Origin of the sequence: Bradyrhizobium sp. SZCCHNR1015, from assembly GCF_032489875.1 — a bacterium.
Taxonomy (GTDB): Bacteria; Pseudomonadota; Alphaproteobacteria; order Rhizobiales; family Xanthobacteraceae; genus Bradyrhizobium.
Genome location: NZ_JAUEYW010000016.1, coordinates 229,659 through 251,106 on the forward strand (window position 1 = coordinate 229,659; position 21,448 = coordinate 251,106).

Here is a 21,448-nt window from a genome sequence, read left to right on the forward strand (position 1 = left end):
AGATCATGGTCGATGCGCCCCGCTACGCGATCTACTACGCCCCGGCGGCGACGACGGGCTTGGCCGGATTCGGCGCGAGCCTGCTGGGTTACGACGCCTGGAGCGGCGACGAGCCGAGCTTTCCGGAAGAAGTCGTTCGCGCGGTTCCCGATTGGGCCGAGCTGAGCGCGGACCCGCGCAAATATGGCTTCCACGCCACTTTGAAGGCGCCGTTCGAACTGGCCGATGCGCAGAGCGAAGCCTCGCTCCGCGACGCCTGTGCGGAGTTCGCGGCAAGGCCGCGCGCCATTCCGATCATTCGTCCCATCGTGGACTCGATCAGCGGCTTCGTCGCGATGATCCCTGGCGAGCCCTCGCCGGCGCTGCAACAGCTCGCAGCCGATTGTGTCCGGACGTTCGAGCCGTTTCGCGCGCCGATGACCGCCGAGGACCGTGCACGGCGCAAGCCGGACCTGCTGACACCACGACAGCGCGATCATCTCGATCGCTGGGGCTATCCCTATGTCATGGAGGATTTCCGCTTCCACATGACGCTGACCTGCCGGCTGTCCGACGAACGACGCCGGCCGATCCTGACGATGCTGCAGCAGAGATTTGCGGCGCTGTCGCTGACAGAGCTCCGGATCGACCGGATCGTGTTGTTCCGCCAGCCCAACGCCCGCCAGCGGTTCGGCATCATCGGAGACTGGCCGCTCACGGCCGTCCAGCGCATCTAGGGACGTCAGTTCGGCATGGCCGCATGGTGCGGCCGCGCCTGCCGGTCGAACAGCGCGACCGGCAATCTCGTCGGACCTACACCGCCTTCGTCAGGGCGCCATCGATGATCAGATTGGTTCCCGAAATGCGGCTTGCGAGCGGGCTTGCGAGCATCACGACGCCGTAGGCCACCTCCTGGGCTGTTCCCATGCGCCCCGTCGGATTCAAGCCCATTGCGGTCTTGAACAGGTCAGGCGATCCATTCTCGATGTTCTGCCAGATGCCGCCCTCGAAATAGGTGTTGCCCGGCGACACCGCGTTGACGCGAATGCCTTTGCCGACCAGTTGATGCGCGAGGCCCTTGGCGTAATGGATCAGCGCACCCTTGATCGCGCCATAGGATCCGGCGGCGAAATCGACTTCAAAGCCCGACACGCTGGAGATGATGACGATCGAGGCCGACTTCGACTGCTCCAGGTAAGGAATTGCTGCCGCGATCGCGTTGACCGTATGCATCATGTCGGTGCGAAAGGACTTCTCCCAGGTCTCCGGAGAGTCGCCCACGGCGAGCGCGCTGACGTTGCAGACCACGCAATCGATTCCGCCCAGCTCCCTTGCCGCGCCGTCGACCCAGCCCTTCAGCGCCACGGGATCGGCGACGTCGACGCCCTGCCCCCACGCCTTCACGCCTTTCGACGCAAGTGTCGTCACGACCTTGCCGACTGCGTCGCCGTCGCGCGCACAGATCGCGACACCGGCGCCTTCCTCGGCGAACAATTCCGCGATCGCAAGGCCAATACCCTTGCTGCCGCCAGTCACCAGCACGCTCTGGCCGGCCAATCCCAGATCCATGATCGTCTCCTTTCAATCAGTTTCGGTTTTCAACCGTGATAGCCGGCGAGCAGAGCCTTGTTGACCTTGCAGATGTAGGTGTATTTCGGATTGACGACCTGGGTGCAGCGCGCCTCGGCGACCTGGCCGAGCAGCATGTAGGCCTCCGGCGCCGGAATCCTCCAATCGTCCTCCAGCCAGTTGATCATCTCCTCGAACGCGATCCGCATCGCGTCCTCGAGCGGGCGCGCGCAGCCCAGCGTGCAGATGTGCGTCGGCGTCTCGATTCGCGGATGGTTCAGCCGCGCCGGCGCCTTGTCCAACGACACCTTCACGGTGAGGTTCGCGGCGATCTCGATCGCGCCCATGCCGTTGGCTTCGCCGTCGCCCTGGATGGCGTGGCAATCGCCGAGGAAGAGATGCGCGCCGTCCTTGTTGACGCGGAAGAACACCGAGTTGCCGGAGGTGATCTCCTGAACGTCGAGATTGCCACCATGCGGCCCGTTGTCCACCGTCAGCACCGCGCCATGCACCGGCGCGACCCCGGCAACGCCGATCATCGGCCGGACCGGAAGCTTCACATGCTCGTTCCACAGCACGTGGCCGTCCTCGACCGCGACGACGCGGGTCTGGATGCCGAACTCCTTGCGCCGGACCCAGTCCGGAAACATGCCGATGCCCGGCCACAGCGCGGTGAAGCCGAGCCGGTCGAGCTCCATGTCAATGATGTCGAGCCGCAACATGTCGCCAGGCTTGGCGCCGCGCACCTCGATCGGACCAGTCGCACCATTGACGTAAGGCAGCGTCACGTCGGTCTCGACCAGTTGCTGGCCGAGCGCGCGGATGGTGCCGTCGTTGACGTTGATCGCGCATTCGACGACGAAGATCTCACCGGGATCGACGGTCGCGATGAACTCATTGTCGCCCGAGAGCGCGTATTTGATGTTGCCGGCCTTGCCGATGCGCTTTGACATGATCACTCCTGCTATCTCCAACGTCGTCGCATCATCGCGGCTGCCGCCGCCACGGCATCAGCAGCCGCTCGATCTTGCCGACCGCAAAAGTCAGAACCAGCGCCAGCGCGATCGTCGCAACCAGCGCGGCGAACACCTTCGGAATGATATAGAGCGACCCGGCCTTGAAGATGGCGTGCCCCAGCCCTTCGGAGGAGGACATGAACTCGCCGACGATCGCGCCGATCAGGGCAAAGCCGACGGTGAGCTTCAGCCCCGCGAAGATGTCCGTCAGCGACGCCGGCACCACCAGCTTGCGGAAGATCTGGAACTTGGACGCGCCGAGAGTGCGGAACAGATTGATCTGGTCGGGATCGACGCCGGTGGCACCCTTGTACGAGGTCACCAGGGCGACAATCACGACCGACAAAGTCGACATCGCAACCTTCGAGATCAGCCCGGTGCCGAACCAGATGATGATGATCGGCGCCAGCGCGATGATCGGAATCGAGCCGAGCGCAATCACGAACGGCTCGACCACGCGCGAGACGAAGCGCGAATACCACAGCGACAGTCCGATCAATGTGCCGATGCAGTTGCCGACGAAGAAGCCGAGCAGCGTCTCCAGCCCGGTGACGGAGGTGTCGCGCCACAGGCTGCCGTCATAGGCCATCTGCGAGAGAAACTTGAGGATGGCGGACGGCGAGCCGAACATGAAGGCGGCAGCCTTGTTCTGCCCGGTCGCATATTCCCAGAAGGCGAGGAAGGCCGCCAGGACGAGAAGCTGGGTGACGAGCACGGCAAGCGTGGTGCGCAGATGCAGCCATCGCCGCCCACGTGTCGGCGCCCGAACCGCCCGTGCCTCGGAGACCGGTGTCGGTGCCGAGCGGACCGGCGGCGCGTCGATGTCGGCGGTCATTGCAGCACCACGTCGAGATCGGCCCAGATGCTGCGGACGTAGTCACTGAAGCCTGGCGTCTGCCGCACCGAGATCACGTCGCGGCGCTCGCTGCCGAGCGCAATGTCGTAGACCGCCTTGATCTGCGTCGGCCGCTTCGACAGCACGATCACCCGGTCGGCGAGTGACACCGCCTCCTCGATGTCGTGGGTGATCAGCAGCAGCGAACGGCGCCCCTGCCGGACCAGGCCCACCGTGTCGTTCTCGATCAGGAGCTTGCTCTGGAAATCCAGCGCGGCGAACGGCTCGTCGAGCAGCAGCACGTCGGGCTCATTGACCAGCGTGCGCGCGAGCGCCACCCGCTGGCGCATGCCACCGGACAGGGTCGCGGGATAGTGGTCGGCAAAGCCGTGCAGCCCGAGCTGGTCGAGCAAGGCCCGGCAGCGGTCCTCCGCTTCGGCGGCCGGAACGCCATGTATCTCGAGTCCCAGCATGGTGTTGCTGAGCGCGGTCCGCCACGGCAGCAGCAGATCCTTCTGCAGCATGTAGCCGACATTCTGCGGTTGGCCGGCGACCTCGCGGCCGTGCCAGCGGATGCGGCCGGCATCCGGCGCCAACAATCCGCACAGCGTGTTCAGGAGCGTCGTCTTCCCGCAACCGGACGGGCCGACGATGCTGACGATCTCCCCCTCTCGCAATGTCAGGCTGAGATCGCCGATCACCGGCACCACGCGGCCGCCCTCAAGCTCGTAGCTCTTGGCAACATGCTCGACGACGAGCGGCGGCGCAGGCGCTGCGATGGCGCCCGGCGCGGCCTGCATCATGCCGGTCACCTCGGTCATTTGAGGCTGGCGATCGCCTTCTCTGCAAAGGAGTTGTCGATGATCTGATCGAACGGCACCGAGCCCTTGGCGTTGCCGAGATAGACCTGCATTTCCATCAGGTTCGCCCACTGGTCCGTCTTGGTGATCACCGACTGCGCCGGAATGAGATATTTCAGCTCGGCGTCGATCGCCTTGTCGACGACCTCGCCGGGCAGGTCCGGGAACTCCTTGCGTGCGACTTCCTTGGAGAAAGCGGGGTCGGCGTAGGTCTTGCGCGAGGCTTCCTCGAACGAGGTCACCAGCGCCTGCACCATCTCGGGATCCTTCTGGATCGTGGTCGGCAGCACCATGATCCCCGTATTGCAGAACGGACCGATGTAGTTCGAGAAGTCGAACACCACCTTGGCGCCCTGCGCCTCCGCCGCGGCGACGCTGGGCTGATAGGCGATCGCGATGTCGGCCTGGCCCGCCAGCATCGCGGCGATTTCGGTGCCGGGGTTGACGGGGACGATGGTCGCATCGACGCCGACCTTCAGTCCCGCTTTCTCCAGAAGGCGCTTCGCCACGCTGTAGTTGGTGTTCGGCTCGGGCGAGGTCACGATCTTGAGGCCCTTGAACGCTTTGGGATCGGTGATCGGCTCGAGTGTCTTGGAGACGCCGAAATAGTGCGCCCTCTGCACCACCGTCCCGACCACCACGCCAGGGCCGCCGTTCTCACGCGAGATCTGTGCCATGGTCGCGTCGCCGATGGCAAAATCAGCCGAGCCGCCGAGCACTGCGGCGAAGGTCTGGGTGTCGCCGCCGGCGGCGCTCACCTGCATGTCCAGACCGTTCTTCTTGAAGATCCCGGCGTGCATGCCGACGTAGAGATTGATGTAGCCGAGATTGTGCACGGCCTCGCTGAAGCGCACCGTCTTCAGGCCCGCCGCCGTCGCGCTCCTGGCTCCGAGCAGCGAGGATGCTCCCCATCCTGCCGCGAGCGCGGCTGAGGTCGCCAGAAATCGTCGTCGGTCGATCGACAGGCTCGCGCTAGCATTTGATGCCGAGACAGTTTCGCTCATGGTGATGAACTCCTCCCAGGCCAATGAAAATCTGCGAGGAGACTATGGTCGGGTCGTCGTGCAGCAAGGCGAAATAACAGACGCGATTTGCTGAAAAGCTGACAACACTGTGCGCTGTGCGACACCTTGCGCCGTGCCGCGCCGTGATCTGCCGACGGCTTGTCGCCTTGCTGCCGCTTCAGGAGTCGCCGTGGTCAAACGTGCATCGCAACAAAGGCGATAATGTCAATTTTGCCACTTGGGCCGCACAAAGAAATTGCACGTCGGCCGCCGGCTCGACCGTCAATACGAGGTCGCGCGGCGCCCAGACCAGGCGGGACGTCAACCTCCTGTTGCCGAGACAACGATGCGTGCCCTCCGGCTGCCGCCGCTCAATGTCGGACCACCATGTCGCGAAGCCGACGTTCGAAACCGCCCAGGCGGGCGGCATCTGCAAGCTCCCCGCCGCCACGTCCTCGCATTTGCAGCATGGCGCCGCCGAGTGTCGGATTTTCGACAATCCCCTGATACTAAAAACGAATGGCATATCGCTTGCAATGCACAATGCGCCTCGCTATTGCAGCGCAATAATTTTCTTGGAGTGCAAAATGCTCGGAATTGGAAGCAAGCTGCCATCGTTTGAAATCGTCGGCGTGAAACCCGGCTTTCATCTGCAGGAGGAGAAGGGCGAGAGCGCCTTCGAGACCCTGACCGAGACCAGCTTCCCTGGAAAGTGGAAGATCATCTTCTTCTATCCGAAGGATTTCACTTTCGTCTGTCCGACCGAGATTGCCGAGTTCGCGCGCCTGGCGAAGGACTTCGCGGACCGCGATGCCGTGGTGCTCGGCGGCTCGACCGACAACGAGTTCTGCAAGCTCGCCTGGCGCCGCGACCACAAGGATCTGCACAAGCTGCCGATCTGGCAGTTCGCCGACACCAAGGGCGCATTGGTCGACGGCCTCGGCGTTCGTTCGCCGGATGGCGTCGCCTACCGCTACACCTTCATCGTCGATCCCGACAACACCATCCAGCACGTCTATGCGACCAACCTCAATGTCGGCCGCGCTCCGAAGGATACGCTGCGCGTGCTCGACGCGCTGCAGACCGACGAGCTCTGCCCGTGCAATCGCGAAGTCGGCGGCGAGACCCTGAAGGTCGCCTGATCATGTCGATCGAGCAGTTGAAGGACCAGATCCCGGACTTCGCCAAGGATGTCAGGCTCAATCTGTCATCCATGGCGTCCGACGAGACGCTGTCGCCGCAGGCCAAATATGGCCTGTTCGTCGCCTGCGCGATTGCGACTCGCAATCCGAGCGTCGTTGCGGCCTTCGAATCGGTTGCGGCCGCGCAGCTGTCGCCCGCCGCTTTGGCGGCGGCGAAATCGGCCGCCGCGATCATGGCCATGAACAACGTCTACTACCGCTTCGTGCACCTTGCCTCGAACAAGGAGTACGCGACGATGCCGGCCCGGCTGCGGATGAACGTCATCGCCAACCCCGGCGTCGACAAGGCCGATTTCGAGCTGTGGTCGCTCGCGGTGTCCGCCATCAACGGCTGTGGCACATGCATCGATTCGCACGAGAAGGTCCTGCAGGATGCGGGCGTGCCCGCGGCCACGATCCAGACCGCCGTGCGCTTTGCCGCCATCATCCAGTCGGTTGCCGTTGCGATCGAAGCCGCTTGTGTGTCCGTCGCGCTGGCGGCGGAGTAAAAATCGATCGGATATGTGAATGCGGCCGGCATTGTCCGGCCGCATTTGTTTTTCGCCACCTCTCGCCAAAGTTGCAGAATTTCCTGGCGCGCCTGCAACTCCTCGGCCCGCTAAGCCCCTGACCTCGCGGCAAAGTCGAAAGGGTTGCGGCATCCAGATACTCCACCCGATCTTTCTGCAAAGCGCAGAACTCGCCCCCGGTCTCGCGCATCGCGAGCAATCACCGATGCGGCGCGCCGGGAAATTTCCATCAAATAGCCTTACCTGCTCACCCTTCCCGACAAGAACATTGATCAGCTTAGGGACCAAGCAACATCGATTGTGACCAGGGCGCGCGAAAACAATGGCGTGCATGTCGGAAGGAAACCGGACCTGTCGGTCTCGACGGAAGCGTTGATGCAATGTCCCCGATGTCGCATCATGTGCGCTTCGGTTGGACCGCGCGCGCCCGACGTCCTGAAGCTATCTCCCACGACCCGTTCGTCGGAGACAGGAGGCTAGTGATGAGTGCTCCAGATCAGAACGATCCGGCGAAGCCAGCGCCGCCCTGGGCGAGCGAAGAGCTCCGCAGATATGCGCCGCGCCGCCGCCAGACGGAGGCCGGCCCGACGACGTTCGATCCGCCTGCCGACGGCGTGCCCCTGCCGCATCATCTGGTGTCCCGGCCAAGCTCCCTGCCGGCGCGGCCGGCGGCCCTTGACCTCGACGATGAGGAGGTGCATCGCGCCTGGAGCGCGAAGCTCGATCCCGTCGTGATGCCGCTGCCGCCGGAGGATCCGGACAAATCGTTCCGGCTGGGCAGCATCATCAAGATCGGTGCCGCCGTCGGCATCGCGGCCTCCATCGCCATGATGGTGGTCAACATGGTCTCCTTCGAGAATGGCGGGCCGACACCGGGCAGCAAGAGCCCGATCATGCCGACCGCCGTGCTGGAAAGCCTGGCCCAGATCGATCCCGCGGAAGCCAAGGTTGCCCAGGAAGATCCCCCGCAGACGGTCGCCGCGCTCGCGGCTCCCAGCAGTACAGAACTGGCGATGCGGCCATGGCCCTCGACGCCGACGTCGCCAGCGCCGGCCGCCGCAGCGCCGGCGGTCTCCCCTCCCTCCCCTGCGCTGCCGATGGCCTCGCCCCGCCCGACCGTTCCGCTGCCGCGAGACGAGGTCGACGGGCTGATGAAGCGCGGACGCGACCTGCTCGCCGCGGGCGACGTCGCCAGCGCGCGGCTGATTCTGACGCGGCTTTCCGACGCCGGCATTGCGGACGCTTCCCTCCTGCTCGCGCGCACCTACGACCCGGCCGAACTGACGAAATCACGGTTGCTCGGTGCCGTTCCCGACGCAGCCAAGGCGCGGGCCTGGTATCTCAGGGCTGCGGAGCAAGGATCGCCGGAAGCCAGCCGACGCATCTCGGCTGCACGCTAACGCATCAATCTCGGAGCGCTCGAGACGCGACCCGGACCGCTCCCGGCGAGACGGGCGGCCGCGATCTGCTGCGCTCGAGAACCACATATCGATGGGAGGACTGGTGATGCAGGGCATCCATGCTGCAGCTCGCGCCTGCTTGGCCGCTAGATGGAGCCGACGTCGCAAACCACGGGATGCAACGAACAGCCGCTCTCGAACAGCCGCATGCCTCGTCCTGGCTCTGTCCGCAACATTGGCGCTGGCCGGGCATCGAGCGGTCGCCGCCGACAACGAGATTCGCATCGGCAACACCATGCCCTATAGCGGCCCGGCTCTCGCCTATGGTGTCATCGGCAAGACGATCGCGGCCTACTTCAACAAGATCAATTCCGAGGGCGGCATCAACGGCCGGCGCATCAACTTCATTTCCTACGACGACGGCTATGCGCCGCAGAGGACGGTGGAGATGACGCGCAAGCTCGTCGAGGAGGACAACGTCCTGCTGATGTTTGCGAGCCTGGGCACGGCCCCCAACCTGGCGGTGCGCCCATATCTCAACGCCAACAAAGTCCCGCAATTGTTCGTGGCATCCGGCTCCTCGCAATGGGACCAGCCGCACGACTTTCCGTGGACCATGGGCTTTCAGCCAAGCTACCAGGCCGAGGCGCACGTCTATGCCCAGTACCTGCTGGAGACCCACAGCCGCGGCAAGATCGCGATTCTCTATCAGGACGACGATTTCGGAAGGGACTACGTCAAGGGATTGAAGGACGGCCTGGGCGGCAAGCTTCCGATCGTCGCGGAAGCCGGCTACAAGGTGACGGACGCCAACGTCAATCAGCAGATCGCCACGCTGAAGGCCTCCGGCGCCGACATCTTCTTCGACGTGACCACACCCAAATTTGCCGTGATGGCGATCCGCCGCGCGGCCGAGCTCGGCTGGCATCCGGACCACATCATCTCGACAGTCTCGGAATCGGTCTCCGCCGTGATGCAGCCGGCCGGCCTGCAGAATGCCGAAGGCATCCTGTCCGCGGGCTACTACTACGAGGGCGAGGAGGCCGCGGCGGCGGGCGATCCATCCTACCGCGAATGGTCCGCCTTCATGGACCGCTATCTGCCGGACGTACCGAGAAGCAATGGTCTTGCGACCTTCGGCTACCTCGCGGCAAACGCGATGGTCGCGGTGTTGCGGAGTTGCGGCGACGACCTGTCGCGCGACAACATCATGAAGCAGGCGGCATCCCTGAAGAGCCTCAAATTGCCGATGCTGACGCCCGGCATCACCGTCAACACCAGCCCCCATGATCACGCGCCGCTGGAGCAGATGCAGATGATGCAGTTCACCGGCGGGAAGTGGCAGCGCTTCGGTCCGGTGCGGAGCGGTATCGATCCCGGCAGTGTCAGCGATTCCTTCAAGACCATTTTCCGTTACGGTACGGCGAAGCGCGATCTGGCCAACCAGCTGAATGCCAATACCGTCACGCTGATGACCGGCTCGTTCGGCAGCACCTATGCCAACATGGGTGCGGACCTCGCATCGGCGCTCGACAAGGGGACGGAGCTGCGCATCCTTCCCGTGATCGGCCGCGGCTCGGTGCAATCGGTCGCCGACATCCTGCTGCTGCGCGGCGTCGACGCCGGCATCATCCGCAAGGACACCCTGGCCTTTCTCGAGCGCAAGGACTTCGCCAACAACATCCGCGAGCAACTGGTCTATGTCACCAAGCTGTTCAACGAGGAGATGCACGTGCTGGCGCCGAGATCTATCACCAGCCTGAGCGAGCTTGACGGCAAGACCATCGCCGTCGACCTGCCCGACGGCGGCACCTTCGTCACCTCGATCAACGTGTTCGAGCGCCTCGGGATCAGGCCGCATCTGCTCTATATCGAACCGCGGCTGGCGCTGGATATGCTGCGCAAGGGCGACATCGACGCGATCATCACGGTCGAGGGCAAGCCGGTGCAATGGCTGAGCCAGGTCAACGATCCCAATCTGCACCTGGTGCCCGTCGACTACGACAAGGCTCTGCACGACGACTACCTGCCGGCGCAATTGTCCGCCGAGGACTATCCGAACCTCGTCGGCGCCTCGGCGCCGGTGAACACGATCGCGGCCGAGGCCGTGCTGGCGTCGTTCAACTGGCCGGCCGGCAGCGACCGTCACCGCCGGCTGTCTCTGCTGGTCGAAGCCTTCTTCAGCAACATGCAGGCGCTGCAACGGCCGCCATACCACCCGAAATGGCAGGAGGTGGCGCCGCTGGCGCCGATCGCGGGCTGGACAAGATTCAAGACGGCACAGGACTGGCTCGATCGCAATACGCCGCCTCCCCAGATGCTGGGGGCGAATGCACAGGTCAACGATATGCAGGCGAGCGGCGTTTCAGCCGATCCCCGGTTGTTCCGTGAATTCATGGAATGGCGAGCCAACCGCCAGAAGCGCGCTGCGCCGCGGCACCCACAGTAGCCAGGTCGTGCGGTCAAGCCGCGGCTGAGGTAGGGCTGATCCGCACCTGCACGTCGCAGGGACGTGCGAGGTAGGGCGCCGAGGTGACCAGCACGTCCGCGCCCGCCGCAGCATAGGCGGCGGCGTTCTGCGCATTCACGCCCCCCGCGGCCGCAATGATCGGCCGACGCTGTAGCGCCGCGCTGATGGCGATCCGCTCCGCCAGCGTAGCGATCTGGGCAGGCAGAAATTTCTCGGCCTGGATCACGTCGAAGCCGGCCACGGCGGCGGCGACCGCCTGCTCGACCGTGGTGACCTCGATCACGATCCGCTTCTCCGGCGCGCTCCGCCGCAACCGCTCCGCGACGTCGGCAAGCGACGCATCGCCGAGAAACGCCCGGTGCTCCGGAAAGACCAGCACGGTCTCCGACAGGCCGAGCCGATGCATCACCGCGCCGCCAGCCTTCACCGCGGCGACGGCGAACGGCTTGGTGCCGGGGACGTTCTTACGCGTGCAGGCGACCGCAATGCCCGGCCTGATCGCCCGCGCCGCGCCGACGATCGCAGCCGCCCCGGTCGCGACGCCGGACCAGATCTCGATGAGCGTCTGCGCCACCTTCCAGCTCCGCAACAGGCCTGCCGCCGCGCCGTCTGCACGGAGGATCGGAGCCCCCTCCTCCAGCACCGTTCCGCTGCCGGCGAACAGTTCGACATGGCAGCCCGTGAGCTCGATCAACGCCGCCGCATCCTCGGCCAATGCCAGCACCATGCGGCCGCGCGCAGCGAAGTGCATCAGGCCCGGCTCGGCGCCGATCCCGAGCGTCTCCGTCGTCAGGTCGCCATAGGGGACATCGTCGCGGAGCAGCGCTTCGAGATCATTGTGCGTAGCGATGGTCGGCGCGCGCGACATCTGCTCTTTCTCCACAGGCTGCATCCTCTATATAAACCCTGGTCGCTGCCCGTCTCCGATCGCCAGGCCCCGCATGATCCCGCACGATCTTCCTGCCCCCGTTGAGCTCAATCAGCCCCGTCTCGCCGCGATTCTCTATGGACCGGGCGACGATGCCGATGCCTTGCTGGACGCCTTTGCCCAGGAGCTGCTGCGACGGGGCGTCCGGGTCGGCGGCATCGTTCAGCGCAATACGAGAGACGAGGTCGGCAAGAAAAGCGGAATGGACGTGATCGATCTCGGCAATGGCGACACGATCTCGATCTGCCAGGACCTCGGCGCCGGATCGACGGCCTGCAAGCTCGACACCGCGGGCCTTGCCGAAGCCGGCATGGCCGTTCACCGCGCGATCGCAGCCCATGCCGACCTCATCGTGATCAACAAGTTCTCCAAGCAGGAGGCTGCGGGAAGCGGGTTGCGCGGCGAGCTGGCCGACGCGATCACCTCGGGCATTCCGGTACTGACGGCCGTGCCGCAGAAATGCATCGACGACTGGCGGAGCTTTGCGGGCGACTTCGGCACGCTGCTGCAGCCGTCACGTTCGGCGATGGAAACCTGGTGGCTCGGCCTGCGCGCGCGCCACGCATCGACCGGCTGATCGGCGCAACAATTCGGCGCCATGTTCCTATTTGCCGATCATCACATCCGACGACTTGATGACGGCGGAGACGCTGTCGCCGACGGCAAGCGCGAGCTCCTCCACCGCCTCGTTGGTGATCGCCGAGAAGACCGTGAGTCCCGGGGCGAGCTCCACCTTGACGTGGGCGGTGGTCGCTCCCTTTTCAACCGAGATGATCCGTCCCGGCAAGACGTTTCGTGCGCTCAGCTTCACGTGCTGTTCCTCATCGATTGCAGCTTCGTTGCTGCCCCAGCATGTAAGCAGAACGTGGGCCCGAACTCAATGACCTATATCAAGAACGATACAGGATTGATGATCCGGCACCGGTTTGCGGCGCCTCGTCGACCTGCGCGATCCGACGGGCATCAGCCGAACTTGAACAGCACGCCGTAGCCGCCGCGCGGATAGCTCCACTCGATGTCGCCGCTGGCCTCGCCGATGACCCGGCAGGTGCCGCATTCGATGCAGCCGTCGACCGTGATCTCGACCTGGCCCTTGTCGTTGAGCTCGTAGCAGCGTGCCGGGCAGGCCTTGAGAAGCGCCTTCAACTGCGGCGTCGGCGTCGTATGCGGACGGACCTTGATATGGGCCCGGCCGGGATCGACCTGATAGCGATTGTAGAACAGCTTGTCTTCGACCCTGACTGCGACGTCCGTGCTCATGTCTGATCTCCCTCGCTTAAGCTGTCTCGTTCATTCACCAATCATCGCCACGCCCGGGCAAACCTGAAGGCGTCGCCGAACAGGCCGGTCCATGACCTTGCATTCACGAAGGAGCGCACGGTGCTGCTCTCTTTCTCCTTCTTCGGCGTCCCGTCGACGCGCACGAAGTTCTGCATCGCCTTGGAGACGAGCTGCGGATAGGTCAGGAAGAAGTTCTGCGACTGGTTGTGCAGCAGCGCCGGCATGTCCTTGTATTTCTTCAGATCCTTGATGACGAAGGAGTCCTCCAGCATCTTCTTGTAGAGCGCGAGGTTCTCCTTGGTCATCGGATCACGGTGCGACTTCACCTGGAAGATCGCCTCGGCCGCGATGCGCCCTGAGGTCATCGCGAGATTGGAGCCCTCGCGGTGAACGGCGTTGTTGAGCTGGGCGGCATCGCCGACCACGACCCAGCCATCGCCGCAGAGCTGCGGGATCGCGTTGTAGCCGCCTTCGGGAATGAGATGCGCCGAGTACTCCTTGACTTCCGAGCCCTCGATCAGCGGCGCCACCGACGGATGCTGCTTGAACCGCTCGAGCAGGCCGTAGGGCGTCTCGCCGGTCTTCTGGAAGTCGGAGACGAGGCAGCCGATGCCGAGCGAAATGCACTCCTTGTTGGAGTAGATGAAGCCCATGCCGGTCATGCCGCGGGAAATCGTACCGACGGCCTCGATGACGGCGCCCTCGTCGCCCTTCAGGTTGAAGCGCGCCTCGATCGTTTCGCGCGGCAGGAAGTGCATCTCCTTGACCGCGAGCGCGACGTTCTCCGGCTTCGGCCGCTCGCGCAGACCGGCGCGGCTCCCGAGCAGGCCGTTGACGCCCTCCGCCAGCACGACGACGTCGGCATGGATCTCACCATCGCGTCGATCGGTCCTGACGCCGATCACCTTGCCATAGGCGTCCTGCGCCAGCTCGGTGACGGTGGTCTCGCACAGCACGGTGGCGCCGGCTTCCTTGACCTTGGACGAGAACCACTTGTCGAACTGGGCACGGATGATGGTGTAGCGGTTCGGCTTCTCCTCGTTGAAGTCGTCCGACTTGTAGTGCAGGCCGACATGCGACTTGTCGTCGAGCATCCAGAAGCGCTGCTCGACCAGATGGCGTTCGAGCGGCGCTTCCTCGCGGAAGTCCGGAATCAGCTTCTCCAGCATGTCGGCGTAGAGGATCGCGCCCTGCACGTTCTTCGAGCCGGAATACTCGCCGCGCTCGAGCTGCAGCACTTTCATGCCGCGCTGAGCCATGGTCAGCGCAGCCGCATTGCCGGCCATGCCGGCACCCACGACGATCGCGTCGAAACGTTCCTCGATCATTGCCCTGCTCCCTCTCTGGTGCCTAGCTTGCGATGCGATCGCGCGAATGCGGCGACAGACGCGCACGGAATGCCTCCGTCAGCGCAGGCAGCAGCCGGATCGCGTCGGTGACGATGCCGACATGCGCGAAGTCGAAGATCGGCGCGTTCTTGTCGGTGTTGATGGCGACGATCAGATCGGCGCCCTCGACACCGACCCGATGCTGGATCGCACCGGAGATGCCGGCGGCGATGTACAGCTTGGGCCGGATGGTCTTGCCGGTCTGGCCGATCTGCCGATCCGAGGACACCCAGCCCTTCTGCACCAGCGGCCGGGAGCAACCGAATTCGGCGCCGAGAACCGAAGCGAGCCCCTTGACGAGCTGGAAATTCTCCGGCGAGCCGAGCCCGAGCCCGCCGGCCACGACGATGTCGGCATAGGCGAGATTGGACTTGGCGGAATCGCGATCCGGAATGAAGGACAGCACCTTGGTGACGATGTCCTCCTCGACGAGACCGAGCTTGTGCTCGATGACGCGGCTCGCAGGCTTCTCGACGCGGTCCGGCATCGGCATCACGCGCGGGCGGACGGTCGCCATCTGCGGCCGGTAGTTCAGCGTGTAGATCGTGCAGAGCAGCGAGCCGCCGAAGGTCGGCCGCGTCGCGGCCAGGGAGCCGTCGGCATCGACGTCGAGTTCAGTGCAGTCGGCGGTCAGACCCGTGAGCAGCGTCGTCGCGACGGAGCCCGCGAGGTCGCGGCCGAGCGTGGTGGCGCCGAGCAGCAGGATTTCCGGCTTGAAGGTGTTGACGACGTCGGTCAGCGCCTTGGTGTAGGCTTCGTTGCGATAGTCGGTAAGAACGCCGTCCGCGACGATGTAGGCGAGATCGGCGCCATAGCAGAACGATTCCGCGGCAGCGTGCTGCACGGCGTCTCCGGGAGGACCGATCACCACGGCCGCCAGATCAACCTTCAGCTTGTCGGCAAGCTTGCGGCCGGCGCCCATCAGCTCCCAGGACACCGGGTGAACCTGGCCGCGCTCCTGCTCGATGAACACCCAGACGTGCTTGTAGGCCTTGAAATGCTCGGGCAGCTCCTTCTTGGTCGCGGCGCGACCGGCTGCGGCGGGCGGTGCTTTGGTGGGTTCGCTCATGATCGTCGTCCCTTGGTCCGTCAAAAGCCGTCTGGATCAGAAGCCGTGTGCTGACGTCGTCAGCTCGGCTTCGAGCTTCGGCTGCCGCTTGAACAATTCCTCGATCAGCGCGTCGGCCGGCACGCGGTTCGAGAAGTCGACCATGGTCGCCTTCTCCGCCCGGGCCGACGGCGCGAAGACCCGCTTCACGATGGTCGGCGAGCCCTTCAGGCCGCACTTCGAGATGTCCTCGACGCCGGCGTCCTTGGCGCTCCAGGTCACGATCTGAGCGCGCGCCGCACGGAGCGCATCGGCCATGGCGCCGCGGCGGATCTCGTTGGTCGCCTCCAGCATCGTCACCAGGCACGGCAGCCTGGTCTTCAGCACCTGAACGCCGCCCTCGGAGCGACGCTCGGCTTCGATCGTGCGCGCGACGGGATCGACCTCGTTGATCTTCGCCACATAGGTCAGTTGCAGCAGGCCCAGACGCTTGGCGATGCCCGGGCCGACCTGCGCGGTGTCGCCGTCGATCGTCTGCTTGCCGGTGAACACGATGTCCGGCGCTCCGAAGGTCTCGCTGATCTTGCGAATGGCTGTCGCCAGCGCATAGGTGGTCGCCAGCGTATCGGCGCCGGCAAAGAAGCGATCGGTCAGCAGCACGGCGCGGTCGGCGCCGTAGGTCAGTGCCCGGCGCAGCGAGTCTTCGGCGGACGGCGGCCCCATCGTCAGCACCGTCACCTCGCCGCCGAACTTGTCGCGCAGTTGCAGCGCCGCCTCGAGCGCGAACAGGTCGTAGGGGTTGATGATGGTCGGCACACCCTGGCGCATGATGGTGTTGGTCACCGGATGAACGCGGATCTGCGCGGAGTCCGGAACCTGCTTGATGCAGACGACGATATGCATGCGATCACTCCGGGTGTGTAGGCCTGCGATCAGGACAGCAATTGTCGTACCAGTTTCGGCCGTGATGATTATCGGCACGGATTCAACACCTTGGCGCATGAACCTGAACTGCTTCTGAGAACTCGCCGCCGAGGTCCGACACGTCGCAAGCAACACGCGTCGGGAATGCGACAGGACTTTGAGAGCGCACCGCTCGCCTGAAAGCAGAAGCGCCGCCAGTGGTGCTGGCGGCGCTTCTGGGAGCGATCGTCAGTTCATGCGTTACTTGAGCGTCGTCAGCGACACGAACGGCTTTGGAGCCGGCTTCGGCGGCGCCACCGCCTCCTGGAGCACCTTGAACACCCGCTGATCGAGCGGCGTCGAGACGAGGAAGTCCTGATAGGCCTGCTCGAGGTACGACTTGCAGCGGGCTGCGACATCCTCGCTGGATACGCCGGAGAAGTCCTCGCTGACGAGGTACTGCCCCATCCGGCGGAGAATATGCAGCCGGCAGACATTGAGGATCTTGGGATCGTAGTCGACACCGAGCAGCTTGAAGAATTCCTCGGCAGCAGAGGTCTGCTTCAGTTCGTCCAGAACGTTCGGCGTTGCCACAGTCATTGCTTTGCTCCTTGACTCGAAATCGGATCAACCTCGCACAACGAGGTCGGCGCCGGAGGCGGCGGTCCCTGGCGCACCTTCTGTCTGATGTGAGCGAGCTGCGCTTCGAGAAACTCGATCCGGTCCAGCATCACGGAAAGGGCCTCACCGACCGGATCAGGCATCAGATGATGATCCAGATCGATGCGTCCGACGGTCCGCCGATGGGTGAATTCAGGCCGCACCACCTTGGCAGGGATGCCGACCACGGTGACGTCGGGCGGCGTGCTCTGGATGACGACGGAGTTGGCACCGACGCGGGTCCGCGGACCGATCGTGATCGGGCCGAGAATCTTGGCGCCGGCGCCGACGACGACACCGCTGTCCAGCGTCGGATGCCGCTTGCCTGGCGACCACGACGTGCCGCCCAGGGTGACGCCGTGATAGAGCGTGACATCATCGCCGATCTCGGCAGTTTCACCGATCACGACGCAGGCCCCATGATCGATGAAGAAGCGGCGGCCGATCTCGGCGCCCGGATGAATGTCGACATTCGACAGGAAGCGTCCGAGCCACGACAACAAGCGTGCCGGAAAACGCCAGCCGCGAATCCACAGCCGATGCGCCAGGCGGTGCCAGATCAGCGCGTGAATGCCGGGATAGGTCAGCAGGGTCTCGATTTCGCTGCGCGCCGCCGGATCGCGCGAGCGGACACAGCCAATGTCTTCGCGGATCAGGCGGAGCAGCGAGGGCGGGCTCGCCTCGACGACGATCGGCTTGGCAATGGGGGTATCGACGATGTCGCTCATGATCAGGCAAAGCTCGCCAGCGGGTGATCGCAGACTTCGCGCCAGATGGCCGCAACGGCCTCTTTCGGCACCGGCCCCTTGTGAACGACGGCATGCCTGCGCACGCGCGCCAGGATGTGCCGAGCCTGGTCGGCGCTCGCCGGCAGGCGCAGATCCGACAGCAGCGAGGTGATCGCCGACAGCCCGGAATGCTTCCCGATCACGATCCGGTTGGAGCGGCCGAACAGCACCGGATCGAGCGCCTGATAGGTGCGCTGATCCTTCAGCAGGCCATCGACGTGAATGCCGGATTCATGGGTGAAGACGTGCTCGCCGACGATGGCCTTGTTGAGTGGAATGGCGCGTGCCGCGGCGGCCGCCACGACATTGGCGACGTGATCGAGTTCGGCCAGCACGATGCCGGTCTCGCGCCGGTAGAGCTGCCGCAGCGCGACCGCGACCTCCTCCAGCGGAGCATTGCCGGCGCGCTCGCCGAGGCCGATCACGGTGACCGATGCATGGGTCGCGCCCGCCTTGACCGCCGCCAGCGTGTTGGCGGTGGCAAGACCGAGATCGTCATGGCCGTGAAACTCGATCTCCAGGTCCGTGGTCGCGCGCAAGGCGCCGACCAGAGCTGACGTCGCGTCCGGATCGAGCACGCTCAGCGTATCGGCGACGCGGAAGCGCCGGGCGCCGACCGACTTTGCGGTCGCGATCACCTCGGCGAGAAAGCCGACATCGGCGCGCGAGGAATCCTCACCGCCGACGGCAACGGCCAGTCCGCGGCTCCGCGCATAGCCGACCACGCGCTTGAGCAGTTCCAGCGCGGCACTGCGGCTGCCGCCGAGCTTGGCGGCGATCTGCACGTCGGATGTCGGGATGGAGACATTCACCATCGAGACGCCGGCCGCGATCGCCGCATCGACATCCGCCTCGCGCATCCGGCACCAGCCGATGATGGTCGCGGGCAGACTGGCCTCGACGATCGCCCTGATGGCAGCGATCTCGTCGGCCCCCATTGCCGGCGTGCCGGCCTCGATCTCGGGAACGCCGGCTCGCGCCAGCGCACGGGCGATCGCGACCTTCTCTCCGAGAGCGAAGGCGACGCCCGGCGCCTGCTCGCCGTCGCGGAGCGTGGTATCGTTGAGGATGACCCGGGGCATCGGGCTCCCCGAGACCGCGCTCCCGTTGGCAGAGCCGGCATCTCGGGCATTCCTGGACCCGCGCTGTCCGGAGACGTCTGGCATTCACTCGCTCCGTCGCAACCTGTGTGTGGCCGCCAGAAGCACGACGCTCCGTTGCGGCCTGCCATTCACTCAGCAACGGCCATGCCACCGCCGGACACCACGCCAACCAATTGAATATCCGATTGTTTTTCCAACGTCCCGGATTGTCGGATTCGTGACAGCGTCGGACATCGAACGTCGACGCGGAGAGACATGCCAGCGCCGCGCCTGGACCGCGCGGCGACCAAGGCTGCCGTCAGGCGTGGCGCCTGCGGCGCAGGTGGATGACGATGTCGATCCGCTCCATGCCGTAGCCCGGCAGCGGCTCGGGCAACTGCTCGAACGCGACCTGTTCGGGCACGTCGACGAGCTCGCCTTCGTCCTCATAGAAGAAGTGCGGATGCACGGTCGTATTGGTGTCGAAGAATGATTTCGAGCCGTCCACGCCGATCTGCCGCAGCAGTCCGAGCTCCACGAACTGGTTGAGGGTGTTGTAGATGGTGGCCTGCGAGATCTTCATGCCCGAAGCAACGGCAGCGGCATAGAGCGCGTCGGCGGTGATGTGGCGGTCGCCGCCGCCGAACAGAATCCGGCTCAGTTGCTGACGCTGCTGGGTAGGACGCAACCCGGCCCGACGCAGCGCGTCCTCGCATCGACGCATCAGGATCTCGCCAGCTTCGCAAGTCTCCGCCTGGGGACAACGTCCGCTGTCGGAGTTGCACGGGAATCCAAGCTGGCTGTCCAACAACATCGTCACGGTCCTCGAACTCACATCGCGGCGCCCGCCGCCTCCTGCAGCGCCACCTCGCGTCGCCGTTCGGCCATCCGGCTCTCGCCGCTCTCCTCGCCAAAACAAACTTCGAAGTCGTTGCACTGGGTACAGACCGGCGTCGTGCACATCACGAAGCCATCGTCCTCGCACAGCATGCGGTAGAAGAAGCGCTTCCAGCGCATGTTTCTAGCGTTGCGGCTCGCCAGCGGCGCGAAGTGGCGCATCAACAGCCGCGACAGCTCGGACCGCTCGCGCAGGCCCAGGTCTTCCCAGAGATGGTTGGGCTCCATCGCGCGACGCGCCACCATGGCCGCGAGCCAGCGGCCGACCTCGCCGTCCGTGGAGCGCTGCGCGGCGAGCAGATCGCGCACCATCGTGATCTCGTCGTCGTCCGGCGCGGCCACGGCCCCGGTGAACGGCAGCCATGAGGAGTCGATCGAGGCTGCCGGAAACAACTGCGCCAGCAGCGCGATCAGCTCGACTGTCGAAAGCCCGGCGCGCTCCGCCAATACGCCGTGCTCCATCGCCGCGACAGAGAGGATCGATGCGATGACGTGACGGTCGAAGCAGATGTCGCTGTCGATCAGCGCGTCCTCGGGATCGACGCCGGTCAGCAGGCGGTAGATCTCGCGGCCGTGATGCCGCTTGTCCTCTTCGAACGAGCCGTTGCGCGGCGACTTTTGCAGGCCGGCAGCAACGGATTCCGAGACGCCCACGATTGCGATGGTCATAGCGCGATCCCCTGCCGCCATGTCGACGGGACATGCGATGAGGTACCGGCCTTCCGACGGGAGGAAGGCCGGTACCAAGACTGCTTAAGCCGTTGCGGCGAGATCGGCGGCAGTCTTTCCGATTTGGCTCTCGTCCACGGCCTTCATGATGCCGTGCTCCATCAGCATGTCCTCGAGCTCGTCCATCGTGATCGGCGTCGGGATGATGCCCTTGCCGCCGTTGTTGTGGATCTTCTGAGCCAGCGAGCGGTAGTGGCCGGCCTGGACCGAGTCCGGCGCGTATTCCAGCACGGTCATGCGACGCAGCTCGGCGTGCTGCACGATGTTGTCGCGCGGCACGAAGTAGATCAGCTGCGTGCCGAGCTTCTTGGCCAGCGCCTCGGCAAGCTCCAGCTCCTTGTCGGTCTGGCGCTCGTTGCAGACCAGGCCGCCCAGGCGCACGCCGCCGGAATTCGCGTACTTCAGAATGCCCTTCGAGATGTTGTTGGCGGCATACATCGCCATCATCTCGCCGGACATCACGATGTAGATCTCCTGTGCCTTGTTCTCGCGGATCGGCATCGCGAAGCCGCCGCAGACCACGTCGCCGAGCACGTCGTAGGACACGTAGTCGATGTCCTCATAGGCGCCGTTCTCTTCCAGGAAGTTGATCGAGGTGATGACGCCGCGGCCGGCGCAGCCGACGCCCGGCTCCGGACCGCCGGACTCGACGCAGCGGATGTCGCGATAGCCGACCTTCATGACCTCCTCGATCTCGAGATCCTCGACGCTGCCGGCGGCGGCGGCCAGGCTGAGAATGGTGTCCTGCGCCTTGGCGTGCAGGATCAGACGGGTCGAATCCGCCTTGGGGTCGCAGCCGACGATCAGGATCCGATGACCCATCTCGGCGAGCGCCGCGAGCGTGTTCTGCGACGTCGTCGATTTGCCGATGCCGCCTTTGCCGTAGAATGCGATTTGTCG

The 21,448-nt window shown here is 64.9% G+C and carries 24 protein-coding genes; 6 read left to right on the forward strand and 18 right to left on the reverse strand.

Translation table 11 applies throughout. The annotated features are described in order from the left end of the window. The first annotated feature begins 5 nt into the window (after positions 1 to 5). On the forward strand, positions 6 to 716 hold the full coding sequence (locus QX128_RS26720; protein ID WP_316238961.1) for a DUF1045 domain-containing protein: 711 nt from the start codon (positions 6 to 8) through the stop codon (positions 714 to 716). Between the two features lie 76 nt (positions 717 to 792). On the opposite strand, the gene QX128_RS26725 is transcribed toward QX128_RS26720, so the two are convergent. The 6 genes from QX128_RS26725 to QX128_RS26750 form a co-directional block, all read right to left on the reverse strand. Further along, complete coding sequence (locus QX128_RS26725; RefSeq protein ID WP_315803647.1) at positions 793 to 1,548, reverse strand: SDR family oxidoreductase; 756 nt, start codon at positions 1,546 to 1,548, stop codon at positions 793 to 795. A 29-nt stretch (positions 1,549 to 1,577) separates the two neighbouring features. After that, positions 1,578 to 2,501, reverse strand: a complete 924-nt coding sequence (locus QX128_RS26730; RefSeq protein ID WP_316238962.1) for an acetamidase/formamidase family protein — start codon at positions 2,499 to 2,501, stop codon at positions 1,578 to 1,580. 31 nt (positions 2,502 to 2,532) lie between these two features. Next, positions 2,533 to 3,399 carry an ABC transporter permease gene (locus QX128_RS26735; protein ID WP_316238963.1) on the reverse strand — a complete coding sequence of 289 codons (867 nt, stop codon included), beginning with the start codon at positions 3,397 to 3,399 and terminating at the stop codon, positions 2,533 to 2,535. After that, a complete protein-coding gene (locus QX128_RS26740; protein ID WP_316238978.1) occupies positions 3,396 to 4,199 on the reverse strand; it encodes an ABC transporter ATP-binding protein in 804 nt (267 codons plus the stop codon). Before QX128_RS26740 ends, QX128_RS26735 begins: the two co-directional genes overlap by 4 nt. Before the next feature lie 17 nt (positions 4,200 to 4,216). Next, positions 4,217 to 5,263 (reverse strand): ABC transporter substrate-binding protein, encoded by a 1,047-nt coding sequence (locus QX128_RS26745; protein ID WP_316238964.1) that lies wholly within the window; start codon positions 5,261 to 5,263, stop codon positions 4,217 to 4,219. 178 nt (positions 5,264 to 5,441) lie between these two features. Continuing rightward, positions 5,442 to 5,693 (reverse strand): hypothetical protein, encoded by a 252-nt coding sequence (locus QX128_RS26750; protein WP_316238965.1) that lies wholly within the window; start codon positions 5,691 to 5,693, stop codon positions 5,442 to 5,444. A gap of 157 nt (positions 5,694 to 5,850) precedes the next feature. On the opposite strand from QX128_RS26750, the gene QX128_RS26755 reads away from it, so the two are divergent. The 4 genes from QX128_RS26755 to QX128_RS26770 all read left to right on the forward strand — a co-directional run bounded on the left by QX128_RS26755 (position 5,851) and on the right by QX128_RS26770 (position 10,823). Next, positions 5,851 to 6,405 carry a peroxiredoxin gene (locus tag QX128_RS26755; RefSeq protein WP_315713058.1) on the forward strand — a complete coding sequence of 185 codons (555 nt, stop codon included), beginning with the start codon at positions 5,851 to 5,853 and terminating at the stop codon, positions 6,403 to 6,405. Between the two features lie 2 nt (positions 6,406 to 6,407). Next, a complete protein-coding gene (locus QX128_RS26760) occupies positions 6,408 to 6,953 on the forward strand; it encodes a carboxymuconolactone decarboxylase family protein (RefSeq protein ID WP_316179973.1) in 546 nt (181 codons plus the stop codon). Positions 6,954 to 7,456: 503 nt separating this feature from the next. Next, positions 7,457 to 8,374 (forward strand): sel1 repeat family protein, encoded by a 918-nt coding sequence (locus tag QX128_RS26765; RefSeq protein ID WP_315803652.1) that lies wholly within the window; start codon positions 7,457 to 7,459, stop codon positions 8,372 to 8,374. 106 nt (positions 8,375 to 8,480) lie between these two features. After that, entirely contained in the window at positions 8,481 to 10,823 is a 2,343-nt protein-coding gene (locus tag QX128_RS26770) for an ABC transporter substrate-binding protein (RefSeq protein ID WP_315803653.1), read from the forward strand. 13 nt (positions 10,824 to 10,836) lie between these two features. Here the strand turns inward: QX128_RS26770 and modD are convergent, their stop codons facing one another. Then, positions 10,837 to 11,712, reverse strand: a complete 876-nt coding sequence (modD, locus tag QX128_RS26775) for a ModD protein (RefSeq protein WP_316238966.1) — start codon at positions 11,710 to 11,712, stop codon at positions 10,837 to 10,839. 73 nt (positions 11,713 to 11,785) lie between these two features. Between modD and QX128_RS26780 the strand changes: the two genes are divergently transcribed. Beyond that, complete coding sequence (locus tag QX128_RS26780) at positions 11,786 to 12,349, forward strand: DUF2478 domain-containing protein (RefSeq protein ID WP_316180160.1); 564 nt, start codon at positions 11,786 to 11,788, stop codon at positions 12,347 to 12,349. Between the two features lie 27 nt (positions 12,350 to 12,376). Here the strand turns inward: QX128_RS26780 and QX128_RS26785 are convergent, their stop codons facing one another. The 11 genes from QX128_RS26785 to nifH all read right to left on the reverse strand — a co-directional run. Then, positions 12,377 to 12,583 carry a molybdopterin-binding protein gene (locus QX128_RS26785; RefSeq protein ID WP_315803799.1) on the reverse strand — a complete coding sequence of 69 codons (207 nt, stop codon included), beginning with the start codon at positions 12,581 to 12,583 and terminating at the stop codon, positions 12,377 to 12,379. Positions 12,584 to 12,735: 152 nt separating this feature from the next. Beyond that, a complete protein-coding gene (locus QX128_RS26790) occupies positions 12,736 to 13,032 on the reverse strand; it encodes a ferredoxin family protein (protein WP_172112536.1) in 297 nt (98 codons plus the stop codon). 41 nt (positions 13,033 to 13,073) lie between these two features. Further along, on the reverse strand, positions 13,074 to 14,381 hold the full coding sequence (locus QX128_RS26795) for an FAD-dependent monooxygenase (protein WP_316238967.1): 1,308 nt from the start codon (positions 14,379 to 14,381) through the stop codon (positions 13,074 to 13,076). 22 nt (positions 14,382 to 14,403) lie between these two features. After that, positions 14,404 to 15,510, reverse strand: coding sequence for an electron transfer flavoprotein subunit alpha/FixB family protein (locus tag QX128_RS26800; protein WP_316238968.1), 1,107 nt, complete (start codon positions 15,508 to 15,510; stop codon positions 14,404 to 14,406). Positions 15,511 to 15,546: 36 nt separating this feature from the next. Continuing rightward, on the reverse strand, positions 15,547 to 16,392 hold the full coding sequence (locus tag QX128_RS26805) for an electron transfer flavoprotein subunit beta/FixA family protein (RefSeq protein WP_316238969.1): 846 nt from the start codon (positions 16,390 to 16,392) through the stop codon (positions 15,547 to 15,549). 261 nt (positions 16,393 to 16,653) lie between these two features. Then, positions 16,654 to 16,992 carry a nitrogenase stabilizing/protective protein NifW gene (gene nifW, locus QX128_RS26810; protein WP_316238970.1) on the reverse strand — a complete coding sequence of 113 codons (339 nt, stop codon included), beginning with the start codon at positions 16,990 to 16,992 and terminating at the stop codon, positions 16,654 to 16,656. After that, a complete protein-coding gene (gene cysE, locus QX128_RS26815; protein ID WP_316179965.1) occupies positions 16,989 to 17,780 on the reverse strand; it encodes a serine O-acetyltransferase in 792 nt (263 codons plus the stop codon). The genes nifW and cysE overlap by 4 nt, the downstream gene beginning before the upstream one ends. 2 nt (positions 17,781 to 17,782) lie before the next feature. Next, entirely contained in the window at positions 17,783 to 18,922 is a 1,140-nt protein-coding gene (gene nifV, locus QX128_RS26820) for a homocitrate synthase (RefSeq protein ID WP_315803661.1), read from the reverse strand. Between the two features lie 319 nt (positions 18,923 to 19,241). Continuing rightward, positions 19,242 to 19,736: a Fur family transcriptional regulator Irr gene (irr, locus tag QX128_RS26825; protein WP_315803662.1), complete on the reverse strand. Its 495-nt coding sequence runs from the start codon at positions 19,734 to 19,736 to the stop codon at positions 19,242 to 19,244. A 17-nt stretch (positions 19,737 to 19,753) separates the two neighbouring features. Further along, the gene (locus QX128_RS26830) at positions 19,754 to 20,488 is read right to left on the reverse strand and encodes a nitrogen fixation protein NifQ (RefSeq protein WP_316238971.1); all 735 of its coding nucleotides are present in this window, start codon (positions 20,486 to 20,488) and stop codon (positions 19,754 to 19,756) included. 84 nt (positions 20,489 to 20,572) lie between these two features. Then, positions 20,573 to 21,448, reverse strand: an 876-nt coding sequence (nifH, locus tag QX128_RS26835) for a nitrogenase iron protein (protein WP_316238972.1), incomplete at its 5' end; no start/stop codon positions are given.

Excerpts from the sequence above, each read along its gene's own strand:
- QX128_RS26765 (WP_315803652.1), top strand. The coding sequence starts at position 7,457 with ATGAGTGCTCCAGATCAGAACGATCCGGCGAAGCCAGCGCCGCCCTGG.
- QX128_RS26805 (WP_316238969.1), bottom strand. The coding sequence starts at position 16,392 with ATGCATATCGTCGTCTGCATCAAGCAGGTTCCGGACTCCGCGCAGATC.
- irr (WP_315803662.1), bottom strand. The coding sequence starts at position 19,736 with ATGTTGTTGGACAGCCAGCTTGGATTCCCGTGCAACTCCGACAGCGGA.
- nifV (WP_315803661.1), bottom strand. The coding sequence starts at position 18,922 with ATGCCCCGGGTCATCCTCAACGATACCACGCTCCGCGACGGCGAGCAG.
- QX128_RS26795 (WP_316238967.1), bottom strand. The coding sequence starts at position 14,381 with ATGATCGAGGAACGTTTCGACGCGATCGTCGTGGGTGCCGGCATGGCC.
- QX128_RS26740 (WP_316238978.1), bottom strand. The coding sequence starts at position 4,199 with ATGCAGGCCGCGCCGGGCGCCATCGCAGCGCCTGCGCCGCCGCTCGTC.
- modD (WP_316238966.1), bottom strand. The coding sequence starts at position 11,712 with ATGTCGCGCGCGCCGACCATCGCTACGCACAATGATCTCGAAGCGCTG.
- QX128_RS26755 (WP_315713058.1), top strand. The coding sequence starts at position 5,851 with ATGCTCGGAATTGGAAGCAAGCTGCCATCGTTTGAAATCGTCGGCGTG.
- QX128_RS26745 (WP_316238964.1), bottom strand. The coding sequence starts at position 5,263 with ATGAGCGAAACTGTCTCGGCATCAAATGCTAGCGCGAGCCTGTCGATC.
- QX128_RS26830 (WP_316238971.1), bottom strand. The coding sequence starts at position 20,488 with ATGACCATCGCAATCGTGGGCGTCTCGGAATCCGTTGCTGCCGGCCTG.
- QX128_RS26760 (WP_316179973.1), top strand. The coding sequence starts at position 6,408 with ATGTCGATCGAGCAGTTGAAGGACCAGATCCCGGACTTCGCCAAGGAT.
- QX128_RS26770 (WP_315803653.1), top strand. The coding sequence starts at position 8,481 with ATGCAGGGCATCCATGCTGCAGCTCGCGCCTGCTTGGCCGCTAGATGG.
- QX128_RS26730 (WP_316238962.1), bottom strand. The coding sequence starts at position 2,501 with ATGTCAAAGCGCATCGGCAAGGCCGGCAACATCAAATACGCGCTCTCG.
- QX128_RS26790 (WP_172112536.1), bottom strand. The coding sequence starts at position 13,032 with ATGAGCACGGACGTCGCAGTCAGGGTCGAAGACAAGCTGTTCTACAAT.
- cysE (WP_316179965.1), bottom strand. The coding sequence starts at position 17,780 with ATGAGCGACATCGTCGATACCCCCATTGCCAAGCCGATCGTCGTCGAG.
- nifW (WP_316238970.1), bottom strand. The coding sequence starts at position 16,992 with ATGACTGTGGCAACGCCGAACGTTCTGGACGAACTGAAGCAGACCTCT.
- QX128_RS26750 (WP_316238965.1), bottom strand. The coding sequence starts at position 5,693 with ATGCCGCCCGCCTGGGCGGTTTCGAACGTCGGCTTCGCGACATGGTGG.
- QX128_RS26800 (WP_316238968.1), bottom strand. The coding sequence starts at position 15,510 with ATGAGCGAACCCACCAAAGCACCGCCCGCCGCAGCCGGTCGCGCCGCG.
- QX128_RS26720 (WP_316238961.1), top strand. The coding sequence starts at position 6 with ATGGTCGATGCGCCCCGCTACGCGATCTACTACGCCCCGGCGGCGACG.
- QX128_RS26780 (WP_316180160.1), top strand. The coding sequence starts at position 11,786 with ATGATCCCGCACGATCTTCCTGCCCCCGTTGAGCTCAATCAGCCCCGT.
- QX128_RS26725 (WP_315803647.1), bottom strand. The coding sequence starts at position 1,548 with ATGGATCTGGGATTGGCCGGCCAGAGCGTGCTGGTGACTGGCGGCAGC.
- QX128_RS26735 (WP_316238963.1), bottom strand. The coding sequence starts at position 3,399 with ATGACCGCCGACATCGACGCGCCGCCGGTCCGCTCGGCACCGACACCG.